12 protein-coding genes and 1 tRNA gene are annotated in these 13,485 nt (G+C 64.1%); 11 read left to right on the top strand and 2 right to left on the bottom strand.

The features are described 5' to 3' along the window. Positions 1 to 8: 8 nt before the first annotated feature. The 5 genes from NX784_RS13890 to NX784_RS13870 all read left to right on the top strand — a co-directional run bounded on the left by NX784_RS13890 (position 9) and on the right by NX784_RS13870 (position 4,709). Positions 9 to 677 carry a DNA-3-methyladenine glycosylase family protein gene (locus NX784_RS13890; protein ID WP_258817270.1) on the top strand — a complete coding sequence of 223 codons (669 nt, stop codon included), beginning with the start codon at positions 9 to 11 and terminating at the stop codon, positions 675 to 677. Between the two features lie 61 nt (positions 678 to 738). Then, the gene (locus NX784_RS13885; RefSeq protein WP_258817269.1) at positions 739 to 1,716 is read left to right on the top strand and encodes an acetyl-CoA carboxylase carboxyltransferase subunit alpha; all 978 of its coding nucleotides are present in this window, start codon (positions 739 to 741) and stop codon (positions 1,714 to 1,716) included. Beyond that, the gene (gene tilS, locus NX784_RS13880) at positions 1,713 to 3,143 is read left to right on the top strand and encodes a tRNA lysidine(34) synthetase TilS (RefSeq protein ID WP_258817268.1); all 1,431 of its coding nucleotides are present in this window, start codon (positions 1,713 to 1,715) and stop codon (positions 3,141 to 3,143) included. Before NX784_RS13885 ends, tilS begins: the two co-directional genes overlap by 4 nt. A 127-nt stretch (positions 3,144 to 3,270) precedes the next feature. Continuing rightward, complete coding sequence (locus NX784_RS13875) at positions 3,271 to 4,518, top strand: aspartate kinase (RefSeq protein WP_258817267.1); 1,248 nt, start codon at positions 3,271 to 3,273, stop codon at positions 4,516 to 4,518. A 97-nt stretch (positions 4,519 to 4,615) separates the two neighbouring features. Then, positions 4,616 to 4,709, top strand: a tRNA-Ser gene (locus NX784_RS13870). Between the two features lie 416 nt (positions 4,710 to 5,125). On the opposite strand, the gene NX784_RS13865 is transcribed toward NX784_RS13870, so the two are convergent. Further along, a complete protein-coding gene (locus tag NX784_RS13865; protein ID WP_258817266.1) occupies positions 5,126 to 5,608 on the bottom strand; it encodes a hypothetical protein in 483 nt (160 codons plus the stop codon). An 87-nt stretch (positions 5,609 to 5,695) separates the two neighbouring features. Further along, a complete protein-coding gene (locus NX784_RS13860) occupies positions 5,696 to 6,274 on the bottom strand; it encodes a TetR/AcrR family transcriptional regulator (RefSeq protein ID WP_258817265.1) in 579 nt (192 codons plus the stop codon). Positions 6,275 to 6,459: 185 nt separating this feature from the next. On the opposite strand from NX784_RS13860, the gene NX784_RS13855 reads away from it, so the two are divergent. The 6 genes from NX784_RS13855 to NX784_RS13830 all read left to right on the top strand — a co-directional run bounded on the left by NX784_RS13855 (position 6,460) and on the right by NX784_RS13830 (position 13,484). Next, positions 6,460 to 7,143, top strand: a complete 684-nt coding sequence (locus tag NX784_RS13855; protein ID WP_258817264.1) for a TetR/AcrR family transcriptional regulator — start codon at positions 6,460 to 6,462, stop codon at positions 7,141 to 7,143. 170 nt (positions 7,144 to 7,313) lie between these two features. After that, complete coding sequence (locus NX784_RS13850) at positions 7,314 to 8,603, top strand: acyl-CoA dehydrogenase family protein (RefSeq protein ID WP_258817263.1); 1,290 nt, start codon at positions 7,314 to 7,316, stop codon at positions 8,601 to 8,603. Positions 8,604 to 8,605: 2 nt separating this feature from the next. Then, positions 8,606 to 9,244: a hypothetical protein gene (locus NX784_RS13845; protein WP_258817262.1), complete on the top strand. Its 639-nt coding sequence runs from the start codon at positions 8,606 to 8,608 to the stop codon at positions 9,242 to 9,244. After that, positions 9,241 to 9,957 carry a hypothetical protein gene (locus tag NX784_RS13840; protein WP_258817261.1) on the top strand — a complete coding sequence of 239 codons (717 nt, stop codon included), beginning with the start codon at positions 9,241 to 9,243 and terminating at the stop codon, positions 9,955 to 9,957. The genes NX784_RS13845 and NX784_RS13840 overlap by 4 nt, the downstream gene beginning before the upstream one ends. A gap of 210 nt (positions 9,958 to 10,167) precedes the next feature. Continuing rightward, a complete protein-coding gene (locus tag NX784_RS13835; RefSeq protein WP_258817260.1) occupies positions 10,168 to 11,526 on the top strand; it encodes a DUF1329 domain-containing protein in 1,359 nt (452 codons plus the stop codon). Between the two features lie 38 nt (positions 11,527 to 11,564). Then, entirely contained in the window at positions 11,565 to 13,484 is a 1,920-nt protein-coding gene (locus NX784_RS13830; RefSeq protein ID WP_258817259.1) for a DUF1302 domain-containing protein, read from the top strand. The last annotated feature ends 1 nt before the right edge of the window (position 13,485 follow it).

Here is a 13,485-nt window from a genome sequence, read left to right as displayed (position 1 = left end):
TCACGAGCATGGCACTTTCCAAGGACCTCACGGGCGCCGTTCCCGCGCCGTCGGACGTTCAGCCTTCCGTCCCTCCCTACTGGGCGGAGGCGAAGGCCGAGCTCATGCGTCGCGACCGCATCATGAACAAGCTGATCCCGCAGTTCGGCGACATGCACCTGCGCGGCCATCCCGATCCGTTCACCACGCTGGCCCGCTCCATCGTCGGCCAGCAGGTGACGGTCAAGGCGGCCGAGGTCGCGTGGACGAAGTTGCGCACCTTGTGTCCGAAGATGACGCCGTCGCAGGTCATCAAGGTGGGCGCGGCGGACCTGTCCGCCTGCGGGCTGTCGAAGCGCAAGACGGAATACATCCTCGACCTGGCCGACCATTTCAAGGCAAAGCGCGTGCATGCCGACCAGTGGTCGCAGATGGACGACGAAGCCGTCATTGCCGAGCTGGTCCAGATCCGCGGCATCACGCGCTGGACAGCCGAGATGTTTTTGATATTTAATCTGCTCAGACCGAACGTCCTGCCCCTGGACGATTCCGGCCTGATCCAAGGCATCAGCCAGAATTATTTTTCCGGCGAACCCGTCTCGCGCAGCGATGCGCGCGAGGTCGCGGCAAACTGGGAACCCTGGCGCACCGTTGCCACATGGTATTTATGGCGTAGCCTGGATCCGGTTCCGGTATAAAATAGCGCCCTTGCCGCCGCGTGGACGATCTTCCGCGGCCACGAACACACCCGGAGGTACAATGAGTAAAACAACTTTCCTCAGTTTCGAGCAGCCGATTGCCGAGCTCGATTCCAAGATCGAAGAGCTGCGCTTCGTGCAGGATGATTCCGCCGTCGACATCTCGGAAGAAATCGATCGCTTGGCCAAGAAGAGCCAGCAACTGACGAAAGACATCTATGCCAAGCTGACGCCTTGGCAGGTTTCCCAGATCGCCCGCCATCCGCAGCGTCCGTACACGATGGATTACGTGAACGCGATCTTCACCGATTTCCATGAACTGCACGGCGATCGTACGTTCTCCGACGACCAGTCGATCATCGGCGGCCTGGCCCGCTTCAACGGCCAGTCGTGCATGATCATCGGCCACCAGAAGGGCCGCGACACGAAGGAGCGCGCGGCGCGCAACTTCGGCATGCCGCGTCCGGAAGGCTATCGCAAGGCGATGCGCCTGATGAAGCTGGCCGAGAAATTCAACCTGCCGATCTTCACCTTCGTCGACACGCCCGGCGCGTTCCCCGGCATCGACGCGGAAGAGCGCGGCCAGTCGGAAGCCATCGGTCACAACCTGTACGTGATGGCCGAGCTGAAAGTGCCGCTGATCGCCACGATCATCGGCGAAGGCGGCTCGGGCGGCGCGCTGGCGATCGCCGTCGGCGACGCCGTGCTCATGCTGCAATACGCCACGTATTCCGTGATCTCGCCGGAAGGCTGCGCGTCGATCCTGTGGAAGACGTCGGAGCGCGCGGCCGACGCGGCCGATGCCCTGGGCCTGACGGCGCACCGCCTGAAGGCGATGGGCCTGATCGACAAGATCGTCAACGAACCGCTGGGCGGCGCCCACCGCGACCCGGCCCAGATGGCGCAATTGCTGAAGCGCGCGCTGGCCGACACGCTGCGCCAGTTCCAGGGCATGAAGACGAAGGATCTGCTCGATGCCCGTCACGCGAAGCTGATGGCCTACGGCAAGTTCAAGGAAACGACGCCGCGCGAAGAGTGAGCCGTCGTCCCCACGGACCGGGCCCCGCGTCCGGTCCGGCTGCCACATTCGCGCAGGCCATCGAGGCCCTGCGCGCCGAATATCTCCCCGATGCGCTGCCTCCGGTCGCGGTCGCCCTCAGCGGTGGCCTCGACTCGATGGTCTTGCTGCGCCTCGCGCATGCGCACGGGCTCGACGTCCGCGCGCTGCACGTCCACCACGGCCTGAGCCCGAACGCGGACGCATGGCGCGACCATTGCGCGGCCGCGGCCGCCGAACTCGGTATCCCGTTCGACTGGCGCGCTGTCGTCATCGCGAAAGGGAAGAGCGGCATCGAGGCCGCAGCCCGCAAGCTGCGCTACGCGGCGCTGGGCGAGATGTGCCGCGCGCACGGCGCCGGCGTCCTGCTGACGGCCCACCACCTCGATGACCAGGTCGAAACGGTACTGCTGCAATTGCTGCGCGGCTCCGGCCCGGCCGGCCTGTCCGGCATGGACCCGGCCAATCGCGCGCCCGGCCTGCTGGGCGACGAACGCCTGGCGATGGCGCGCCCGCTGCTGAGCGTCGCGCGCGCCGACCTCGAACGGTTTGCGCGCGAAGAGGGTATCGCCTGGGTCGAGGACGAATCGAATACCGACCCGCGCTATGCCCGCAATGCGCTGCGCCACCAGGTGATGCCGGCGCTGGCCGCCGCGTTTCCCGGCTACCAGCAAAGAGTCGCACGCGCCAGCGCCCACACGCGCTCAGCCCAGCGCCTGCTGGATGAGCTGGGTGGGCAAGACCTCGCAAGCTGCCTGGAAGGTGAAGCGCTCGACCTCGTGCGCGTGCGCGGATTGAGCCGCGACCGCATCGACAATCTGCTGCGTCATTGGTTCGCCGTGCGCCGCCTCGCGATGCCGTCGACGGCTTGGCTCGCGCAGATGGTGGCGCAGATCCTGTCCGCGCGCGACGACGCGCAACTGCTCGTCGAGCATCCGGACGTCGAGGTGCGCCGCCACCGCGACCATCTGTTCCTCGTGCCGCGCCGCCCGCAGCTGGCCGGCATGCGCGACCCCGAGGACGCCGGCATCATCGAGAAGCACGCGCAGGCCTTCCGCTGGCAGGGCGAGGCATCCATCGCGTTCCCGGACTATGGCGGGGTGCTGCACTTCGATGCGGCCGAACGCGGGTTCGATCCGGCCTGGCTGCGGGGGCAGGGACTCGAGATCGATTTCCGCAAGGGCGGCGAAAAACTCAAGCTGGCGCACAACCGGCCATCGCGCAGCCTCAAGATGCATTACCAGTCGAGCGGCATCCCTGCCTGGGAGCGGGGGCGCCTGCCCATCGTCAATGCCGGGTTCGACCTGCTGTTCGCGGCCGGGCTCGGCATGGATTGCCGGCACGTGACCGAGGGGCCGGGGCGCATCGCGCTGCGTTGGGAAAGCGCGACGCCAGCCATCCCGGGCTAATACCCTTTCCGTATTACCATATTCCTATTTGGTATAGATTTCGGCCCTTGACGGCTTGTGATTCCGCGCCGCAGCATGTAGAGTTAAAAGCTCATTTGATTTTTTACAAGCGGAAATCCCTTCAGTCATGGCCTTAATAGTCCACAAATATGGCGGTACGTCGATGGGTTCGACGGAACGCATTAAAAACGTCGCGGCCCGCGTCGCCAAATGGCACGACGCCGGTCACAGAGTCGTTGTCGTCCCCTCGGCAATGTCCGGTGAAACCAACCGTCTGATCGGCCTGGCGAAAGAGATTATGTCGCAGCCGGACCCGCGTGAACTGGACATGATTGCCTCGACCGGCGAACAGGTATCTGTCGGTCTGCTGGCCATGGCGCTGCTGGCGCGCGGCAAGGATGCCGTGTCGTACACGGGTTGGCAGGTCGGTATCAAGACCGACTCCGCATTCACGAAGGCCCGTATCCAGTCGATCGACGACAGCCGTGTGCGCGCCGACCTGGACGCCGGCAAGATCGTCATCATCACCGGTTTCCAGGGCGTGGATGACGAAGGCAATATCTCCACGCTGGGCCGCGGCGGCTCGGACACCTCCGCCGTCGCCATCGCGGCCGCGTTGAAGGCCGACGAGTGCCTGATCTACACGGACGTCGACGGCGTCTACACGACCGACCCGCGCGTCGTGAGCGAAGCGCGCCGCCTGCACCAGATCACGTTCGAGGAAATGCTGGAACTGGCGTCGCTGGGCTCGAAAGTCCTGCAGACCCGCTCCGTGGAATTTGCCGGCAACTACCGCGTGCCGACGCGCGTGCTGTCGTCGCTGACCGACCCCCTGATGCCGCTGGAAGAAGAAGCCAACTCGGGTACCCTGATTTCGTTTGAGGAAGAAAGCAACATGGAACAAGCCGTCATCTCGGGCATCGCCTTCCACCGCGATGAAGCCAAAATCACCGTTCTGGGCGTGCCCGACAAGCCGGGCGTCGCTTATCACATCCTCGGGCCGATCTCGGAGGCCAACATCGAGGTCGACATGATCATACAGAACCAGTCGGTCGACGGTAAGACCGACTTCACGTTCACCGTGTCGCGCAACGATTACCAGCGCGCCATGGGCGTCCTGGAAGGCGTGAAGGCCGAGATCGGCGCCGCGAAGATCCTGGGCGATGCCAAGGTCTCGAAGGTGTCGGCCGTGGGCGTGGGCATGCGCAGCCACGTGGGCGTGGCCTCGCAGATGTTCCGCACGCTGTCGGAAGAGGGCATCAACATCATGATGATCTCGACGTCCGAGATCAAGATTTCCGTCCTGATCGACGAGAAATACATGGAGCTGGCCGTGCGCGCGCTGCACAAGGCGTTTAACCTCGAGCAAGCTTAACTTTTTTCAAAAATTTAGCCGTGCTTCCTTGACCAAACGAGGTGCGGCTATTAATATGCGTGCACTCAGCGCTGACGCATAAACGTTGCTGCTGACTGGAGGCGTGGCCGAGTGGCCGAAGGCACTTCCCTGCTAAGGAAGCATACGGGCTTAAACCTGTATCGTGGGTTCGAATCCCACCGCCTCCGCCAGGACAATTGTTAGAGAGAAATCTTTGACATTCAGGAGAGACCCGCTAGCTCTGAGAGCTGCGGGTCTTTTGTCTTTCTGGGCTCTGGATTCGACAATCAATACGAGTCCCGCAACCGGATTTGTATTGGTCGACACGACCTGCGAAGGGCCGTTCCGGACTGGGTGACCGAACCCGAATCTGCCAAAGTTTAAGGGTAGGATTGGCGCTCTACGGCGGCGCCGTACCCTGGGAATACCGGTCGGGCGACCTTATGTGAAAAAACGTCCAAGTTTTTCCTGTAGCAGCCAGTCCGCTTCATAAGGCAAGCCGCATAGGAGGCTTATCGCGCCGGTGCGTATGCGGACGTCGACTGTCGGGTCGCGTATCGGCTTGCGAATCCACGCCTCAAGCTGCGCACGTGGATTTCTGACTCCATCACTTGCGCCGCAGCCGCAGCATCTGGTAGCCAGTGCCGAGCAAGAACAACCCGAACACGCAGGCGAGCGCCAGTTTGACAGGTGGCGAATCGGGGCCGTGGCCGATTGGATGGCCGGCAGGAAGCCGACTCAGGGTCTCGTTCGTCCCTGGCACCAGCAACAGCATGAAGCTGAACGACATCAGGCCCACCTGCACATACGCGGCGGCGCGGCCGAGGAAGGCAATCCGCGGCGCGATGGTGGCGATAGCCATCACCAGCAGCGTCAGCAGGCCAAGCGCATGACCGGGATTGAAGCCACCGGTGCTCGACAGTCCAAAGGTGGTGATTACGGACGCGGCCATGCCAACCCAATAGATCTTGCCGAGGCCGCTGGCGGGATCGATCCTGCCGTGGCGGCCGAAGGCCAGCAGGCCGGCGACCACAGGGACAAGGCTCAGTACGGTGTGAACGGCGCCCAGGCTCGAGAGGGGATGAGACATGGCAAACTCCTTTAATGATATTGACCTACTAGTTGGTAGGTGCATTGCGCACAAAAATGGCCGCCCTGGACAGGACAGCCTCGATGCTCAGGCCGACAGGCGCGCGAGCTGCGGGTCCATGATGGTGCCGAACACAGTGGTATCGCCATAGGCACGGGCCGACAGCATCGCACCGTGCACCGTGGCCATGAACGCTTCCGCTTCCACGCGCGGCGTGCCGGCCAGCGTCACGGTGCCCGATTCCACGCCGCGCGTAAGGACAGACGTGAGCCAGCCCGACAGGAAGCGGAAATACGCGCGGATCTCCAGTGCGATCTCGTCCGGCAGCACCGGCAACTCATTGGCCAGCAGGGCGCAAATGCAAAAGGGCGCGCTCGCATCTCCAATACACGCCTTCCAGTACGCGATGTACGCCCGGAGCTGGTCGAGCGGTCCGGCGACGGTGCGCTCGAGATTGGCGATGCCTTCCTCGGCAGCTTCACGGTATTGGATGACAAGCGTTTGGACCAGGTCGACCTTGCTCGGGAAGTGATGGTGGATGCTGGGCTTGCGGATGCCTACCACCTTGGCGATGTCCGCATAGCTGAATCCGTTGTACCCGCCCGCCACGATCAGGCTACGGGCGCAGTGCAGGATGTCGTCGGCGGTGGAGGATATCTTGTTCATGCGACGCAGCCTACCTTCTGGTAGGTTGGCTGTCAAGCGCCCGAGCCCGATCGGGCAACCCGACGCCACGGCTGACGTAAGAATTTGTCATTGGTCCAGACCGCGGAATTGACCTTTTTGGTATACATGCATAACATTGGTCTTTTGTCACATTAATTTTTAGTTTCACAAAGGCAAGCAAACCCATGACAGAACCGACCGATCAGCCTAACAGCAAAAAACGGCGCGCGGCAGCGGAAGCACCCGCTGAGTCCGAACGCAGCCTGCGCGCCCAGGGCCTGCGCACCCGCAATGCCATCATCGAGGTCGCAAAAGGACTCTTGCTCGAAGGCGGCAGCCTGGAGTTCACACTGCGCGAAGTCGCGCAACGTGCCGGCATCAGCATCAGCAACCTGCAGTACTACTTCCCCACCAGACTGGCGGTGCTGCGCGCCGTCGTCGAACCGGTGGTCGACGCCTACCTCGACGAATTGCGCCGGGCGTTGGACGCCAAAGGGTCGCCCCGCGCGATGATCGATACGCTGATCGATCGTGCCCTCGAGGATGCGAAGAACGCGGAGCGCACCGCGCTGTGGTGGCATTTCGTGTCGCTCGCCGCCATCGATCCCGAGTGCTCGCAGCTGCTCGACGAATGGTACGAGGAGGTTACGCCGGGTATTGCGAAGTTCATCCGCGGCGTGGACCCCGACTGCAAGCCTGCGGACAGCATGCACCGCGCCACGCTGCTGATCGCGATGGCCGATGGCCTCAGTTTCCAGCTCGGCGCCGGCCGCCGCAAGCGCAGCTACACAAGGGGCCTCGATGCCAAGTTCCGCGCGGCCGTCGACTGCATCCTGTTCGGAGGTGCACCGCGCGCCGGGGACGGCTGACTCCCCGGGCACGGACCCCCACCACCCGGCAAGGAACGACAGGCGATGCCTGTCGTTTTTTTATGCTCCTTATTTTTGTAATTTGTCCTAACTTTGGTAGTATGTTCTAATATTAGGGCAGGGCGACCGGCATCCGCGGCCGGTGGCCACATATCGAAAAGGAGACAATCATGATTCGTCTGTACAAGTCCACAGCGTTGCCGTTGGCCGGTCTGAGCGGTTTCGAGACCCCGCTCTCCGAAGAGGAGACGGCGATCCAGCACACGGTGCACCGGTTCGCGCGCGAGGTGCTGCGCCCCGTCGGACGTCAACTCGACGGCATGACGCCGGAAGACGTGATCGCGCCGGGTTCGCCGTTCTGGACCGCCATGGTCGAGAGCGCGAAGCTGGGACTCGATCCGCAGCTGATCGCCCAGTTTCCGCCGGAAGTCGCGGTCCGCATCGAATCGCTGATCGGCGAGGAACTGGGCTGGGGCGATCCCGGCCTGGCCATCGCCATCGGAGTGGCGACCGCGCCGTTGATGATGGCGCAGTCGGTCGGCAACCAGGAGTTGATCGACCTGTGTACCGGCAAGATCGGCTGCTGGATGAACACGCAGCCGGACCGCGGTTCCGACGCGGCGATCCTGTATCGCGAGGAGTTGAGCGCGGGCGGCAAGCAGCCCGTGGGGAACATCAGCGCGAAGGTGGGCGCGGACGAAATCGTCATCAACGGCCAGAGCTCGGCCTGGATTTCCAACGGCTCGGTGGCGCAGGTGGCGCTCGCCTACATGGCGGCGGATTACGGCGACGGCTTCTACGGCAGCGGCGACAACGCCGCCTTCACGAACGGCATCGGCCTGATCATCCCGCTCGACCTGCCGGGTATCTCGCGAGGGAAACCGCTAGACAAGATCGGCCAGCGCGCGCTGCCGCAGGGCGAGATCTATTTCGACAACGTCCGCGTGCCCAAGCGCTTCGCCGTCGCACTGCAGGACGAATACCTCGGCAACCTGACGTCGATGTGGTCGTACGCCGGCACGCACATGTGCCAGGTGTTCGTGGGCGCCGCCCGTGCCGCATTCGAGCTGGCGCTGGCCTACTGCCACGAGCGCAAGCAGGGTGGCGCGCTGCTGATCGATCACCAGATGACGCAGCTGCGCCTCGGCGACATGCTGCGCCGCCTGGAAATGGCGCGCGCGATTGCCCGGCGCAGCCTTGCCTACGCGCGCATGTCGCCGCAAAGCCATCCGTTCGTCACGGCGCAGGCCAAGGTGAGCGTGACGGAAGAGGCGATGAAGATCACGCACGAGGCGATGCAGCTCTTCGGCGGCAATGCGACCACGCGCGAATTCCCGATCGAGAAAATGTTCCGCGACGTGCGCTCCGCGCTGATCGAGGATGGCGAGAACTACATCCTGACGTCACGCCTCGGCGTGCTGGCGGGCCGTCTCTACCGCAACGGTTGGACGCAGGAGTGACCATGGATTCCAAGACCCTCATCCTCTGCACCGCCACGGTCCTGCTGCTGGCGACGTCGCTGATCTACGGCATCAAGTTCCTCGGCAGGCGTAACTACCTGCTCGGCGTCGAATGGCTCGTCGTGACGCTGTCGACGTCGAACCTGCTCGTCTTTCTGCTGAGCGGCGCGCAGACCGCGTACAAGATCTCGTATTTCTGCGACGCGTTCTCGCGCGGCTTCGGCATCCCGATCATCGCCACGGCGGGCCTCATGGCCGTGACGCACCGCTACAAGCCGTCCACGTTTACGGACATCGTGTTCTTCGCGGCCGCGATCGCGGGAACGGCGGTGCTCGTGTCGGCCGGCTTCGTCGCCAAGCCGCTGCCGTATTTCTATGTGCTCATGTGGTCGGCGTACTCCGTCTATCTCGCGTATTTCGCCTACCGCCTGGCGCACGCCGGGCAGGTCGGCCATGCGTTCGGCGTGATCGTCGTCCTCGTTCTGGGCGAAACTGTCGCCTGGACCTACGACCTGTTCCAGTTTCCGCATGACGATGGCCGCATCCTGTTCTACACGTTCGCGCTGACGACGTGGTCGTACACGGTCGTGCAGCTGTATTACTCGTATGGCGCCCTGGAGCGCGCGGAGTCCGCAGCATGAGCCAGTCATCCAACGCGGCCGTGCGCTTCACGGCCTGGACCGCGATCGTCGGCGGCCTGTTCGCGTACGCCAACGTGGGCCTCGTGCTGGCGGTCACCCGTGGAGACACGGCGATGATCCTGGACGGCGCCAGCATGCTGGCACTGCCGGCCGACCAGCGCGACCTGTTCCGGTGGGGGATGTTCGCCGATATCCTCGGCTTCTACCTGCCGGTGCTCGCCATCGGGGCGTACCTGTGGCACCGCTTTCGCGACCGCACGGGGGCGATGGGCGACATGGCGCTGCTGGCCATTGCGCTCTACGCCATCGTCGGCGTAGCCGGCGCCGCGCTCCAGCTCGCGGCACTCAATCCGTTGGCCCAGCTCCATGCGGGCGGCGATGCGTCGGTGCGCGCCGCCGCCGAGACGGCGTGGACCGCCATCGCCAATGCCAGCCAGAAGGGATTGTGGTGGAGCGAGGGTCCCGTCGTGCTGTTCTGGGGGCTTGTCGTCGGGCCGCAGCTCGGCAAGGAGGCTTGGGGTCAGCCGCGCCTCGTCCTGCTGAAGATCACCGGCTGGTGTTTCGGCCTGTTCTTCCTGTCCGGGATGTTCGCGGCGCTCGAGCCACTGATGAAGGCAATGCTGGTGATCGTCGTGCTGATCTTCCCGCTGTGGATGCTGTCGTTCGGCACGCAGCTGCTGCGCTGCTGGTCGGGAAGGGCGGTCATCACTTGAAGACGATGGTCGCGGCCTGACGCGCGCCGCATCCATGCGAGGCCGGCTCCGACGTTCGTTCGGATCCGGCCTCGTTCGTTTACATCCCGTGCATGCCCGAATATTACCGCTTCGTTGTTTTTCAAATTTATGTTTGTATGTTTGACCTATCTTTAGTAGGATGTCCTAAAAATAGCAGGCGATATTCATCAACAGGAGACGAAGATGGACATGAAGACGATTTTTCTCGGCACGACGTTCGTGCTCGGCGCGGCGACCCATGCCGCGGTTGGCGCACAGGACGCGGCAAAACTCGGCAAGGAGCTCACGCCCGTGGGTGCCGAACGGGCTGGTAACAAGGACGGAACGATCCCCGCGTGGACGGGTGGCGACGTGAAGGCGCCGTCAGGCTGGAAGGTGGGCGCGGCGCGTCCCGATCCGTACGCGGGCGACAAGCGCCTGTTCTCGATCGATGCATCCAACGTCGACAAATACAAGGACAAGCTGGCCGCCGGCCAGGTCGAGATGATCAAGACGGTGCCCGGCTACCGGATGGACGTGTACCCGACGCACCGTTCGTGCGGCTACCCGGAGTTCTACTACGAACGTACGAAGAAGAACGCAACGAGCGCGAAGCTGGCCGCCAACGGCTACGATATCGCCGAGGCGATCGGCGCGGGCGTACCGTTTCCGATCCCCCGCAACGGCGCCGAAGCGGTCTGGAACCACAAGCTGCACTGGAAGGGCGAAGGTTTCACGTCGCACTACGCAGGCTACATTCCGCCGAAAGGCAGCGACAGCATCGGCGAGCCGATCGCGCAGGACGAATTCGAAATGTCGCCCATGTGGTCGCCCGCTAACAAGGGCATCGCGGACGCCCACGGCGTCGAGTACCAGCTGCTGAACGTCTTCACCGGTCCGCCGTCCATCGCCGGCGACGCGACCCTCGCCCAATACAACTTCTCCAAGCCGAACGACGTCTGGCTGTACTTCGCGAGCCAGCGCCGCGTGCGCCGCGCGCCGACGTACCAGTACGACGCGCCCGTGCTGAACACGGAAAACCTGGAGATCGTCGACCAGTACCTGCAATTCAACGGCCCGCTCGACCGCTACGACTGGAAGCTCGTCGGCAAGAAGGAGCTGTACGTTCCCTACAACACGTACCGCCTGAACTCGCCCACGAACAAGGTCGCGGACGTCGTCAAGCCGAAGTACTTCAACCGCGACCTGACCCGCTACGAGCTGCACCGCATGTGGGTCGTGGAGGCCAACCTGAAAGGCGGCATGCGCCACATGTTCCCGAAGCGGACGTTCTACATCGACGAGGACACGTGGACGATCCTCGTGGAGGACATGTTCGACGCGCAGGGCAAGGTCTGGCGCACGGCCGAAATGGGACCGTACATGGCGTGGGAAGTCCCCGCGTGCGTGTGGGCCGCCAACAGCAGCTACGACCACGTCTCGGGCCGCGTCGTGCTCGACCGCGTCCTCGCCGGCGGCAAGGAACCCGACTGGCTCGCGGCCCGCGAGGGCCGGCTGAAGGCGGGCACGTTCGAACCGGACGGCCTGCGCCGCGCGACGACGCGCTGAACGACAAGGTGCTGAACGAAAACGACAAGGATGCGGAAATGAAGACACGTAACGATGTGGATGTGCGCTCGACCAGGACGCTGGCTTGCCTGGCGGTCCTGGGCGCATTGGCGGTGATGGACGCCGGGACGGCCCGCGCCGCGGAATGGCCGTTGGCGGACGGCTGGCAGGTGAATCTCGATTCGACGGTATCGTTCGGCCTGGCCGTACGCACGTCGAAGGCGGATTGTCGCAACGTCGGCAACGACAACGGTGGTTGCGTCGGCGATGCCGTGACGCCGCTGCAGGCCGCGTATCCGGCCGCGTACTCGATGAACCTCGATACGCTGCGCCTGAACCAGGACCTGGGCAACCTGCATTACAAGAACGGCCGGGCCGTATCGGCCAACCTGCAATACACGGCCGACCTGCTGGTCAAGGGCACCGACGGCTGGAGCGGCTTATTGCGCGGCGTCGTCAACCACGACTTCGCCATCGACCACACGAAGCGCGGCCCGCTGGATCCGGACGCGAAGGATTTCGCCGTCAGCAATCCGCGCTGGCTGGACGCCTATGTGTCGAAGGAATTCGACATCGGGGAGCACCAGGCACGCATCCGCGTCGGCAATCAGGTCCTGAGCTGGGGCGAAGACCTCTACATCACAGGCGGTGTGAATTCCATCAACCCGATCTATGTGCCGGCCGCGCACCAACCGGGGACGCCACTGAAGAATTTGTTCATCCCGGCGCCGATGGTCTCGTTCAGCACCTCGCTTGCGCATGGCCTCGGCCTCGAAGCGTTCTACCAGTGGAAGTGGAACCGCTTCGAATTCGACGCACCCGGCACGTTCTTCTCGACCAGTAACTTCCTCGGCAAGGGCGGACGCGGCATCTATCTGCCGACGTCCGTCCTGAACGCGGCCGTGGCGCCGTTCGGCCTCGGTCCGTTCCCCGCCGGGACGATCGGCAACACGGGAACCGTCATCACGGGCCCGAATCCGGCGACAGGCCTGCCGTACGATCGGCGCCTGGGCTTCGGCGAACTGGCGGATCCGACCGCCAACCCGGCCGGCGCCATCCTCGGCACGGGCACAGTCATCCCGCGCGCCGCAGACCGCACGCCCCGGAACGGGCAGGGCGGCATCGCGCTGCGCTACCAGTTCCCCGATTCCGGCAACGAACTGGGGCTGTACTACACGCGCTACGACGACAAGGTCCCGTTCGTGAGCTACCAGGTGGTGGGCGGTACGGCCAATCCGTTCGGGTGGGAGGCCGCGCTCGACTATGGCCGCAACCGCAACCTGTTCGGCGTCTCATATAACTTCCAGGCGGGCGAATGGGCGATCGGCACCGAGCTGTCGTTCCGACCGCGCGACGGCGTCGCCATCGATCCGAGTGCCGTCATCGATCCGCGCAACGCCCATTACTGCAATGCGCTGGCCGATTTCACGGCCGCGCCGGTCGGCACGCATTGCCGCGGCTGGGTCGACACACGGCACTACCAGCTGCACCTGACGGGCATCCACATCATGTCGCCTTCGGGTTCGTTCGGCGGCCTGCTGCGGCTGCTCGGCGCGAGCGAAGGCACGATCACGGCGGAGACGGCCATCGCCCACTATCCGAAGCTGAAACTGGACGGCAGCGTGCCGTACGCCGTCACGGCCGACTACAAGCTGCCGACGAAGACGTCGTGGGGCGTGGTCGTCGCGAGTTCCGTCACTTATCCGAACGTGTTCGGCACGCGCGCCTCGCTGGCGCCGGACATCGCGATCTCGCAGGGCCTGTCGGGCGTCGCGGCGACGGCGCTCCCGGGCTTCGTCAAGGGCATGGGTGCCGCCGTCCTGGGCGCGACGATCGACTTCAAGGTGAAGCCGGAAACAAAGCTGCGCGTCGACGTCACGCAGAATTGGGGCGGTGGCGCGAGCAACTTGATGCGCGACCGGAATTTCATGTCCATCAGCCTGACGTCGTCCTTCTGAC

The organism is Massilia pinisoli, from assembly GCF_024753285.1.
Lineage (GTDB): Bacteria > Pseudomonadota > Gammaproteobacteria > Burkholderiales > Burkholderiaceae_D > Telluria > Telluria pinisoli.
Note: the sequence above shows the minus strand (reverse complement) of the source record. Positions and strands in the feature narration are given on the sequence as shown.

What these genes read in the sequence shown, in the direction of transcription:
- NX784_RS13850 (WP_258817263.1), top strand. Translation starts at nt 7,314, where the DNA reads ATGATTCGTCTGTACAAGTCCACAGCGTTGCCGTTGGCCGGTCTGAGC.
- NX784_RS13890 (WP_258817270.1), top strand. Translation starts at nt 9, where the DNA reads ATGGCACTTTCCAAGGACCTCACGGGCGCCGTTCCCGCGCCGTCGGAC.
- NX784_RS13855 (WP_258817264.1), top strand. Translation starts at nt 6,460, where the DNA reads ATGACAGAACCGACCGATCAGCCTAACAGCAAAAAACGGCGCGCGGCA.
- NX784_RS13865 (WP_258817266.1), bottom strand. Translation starts at nt 5,608, where the DNA reads ATGTCTCATCCCCTCTCGAGCCTGGGCGCCGTTCACACCGTACTGAGC.
- NX784_RS13885 (WP_258817269.1), top strand. Translation starts at nt 739, where the DNA reads ATGAGTAAAACAACTTTCCTCAGTTTCGAGCAGCCGATTGCCGAGCTC.
- NX784_RS13835 (WP_258817260.1), top strand. Translation starts at nt 10,168, where the DNA reads ATGAAGACGATTTTTCTCGGCACGACGTTCGTGCTCGGCGCGGCGACC.
- NX784_RS13840 (WP_258817261.1), top strand. Translation starts at nt 9,241, where the DNA reads ATGAGCCAGTCATCCAACGCGGCCGTGCGCTTCACGGCCTGGACCGCG.
- NX784_RS13830 (WP_258817259.1), top strand. Translation starts at nt 11,565, where the DNA reads ATGAAGACACGTAACGATGTGGATGTGCGCTCGACCAGGACGCTGGCT.
- NX784_RS13845 (WP_258817262.1), top strand. Translation starts at nt 8,606, where the DNA reads ATGGATTCCAAGACCCTCATCCTCTGCACCGCCACGGTCCTGCTGCTG.
- NX784_RS13875 (WP_258817267.1), top strand. Translation starts at nt 3,271, where the DNA reads ATGGCCTTAATAGTCCACAAATATGGCGGTACGTCGATGGGTTCGACG.
- NX784_RS13860 (WP_258817265.1), bottom strand. Translation starts at nt 6,274, where the DNA reads ATGAACAAGATATCCTCCACCGCCGACGACATCCTGCACTGCGCCCGT.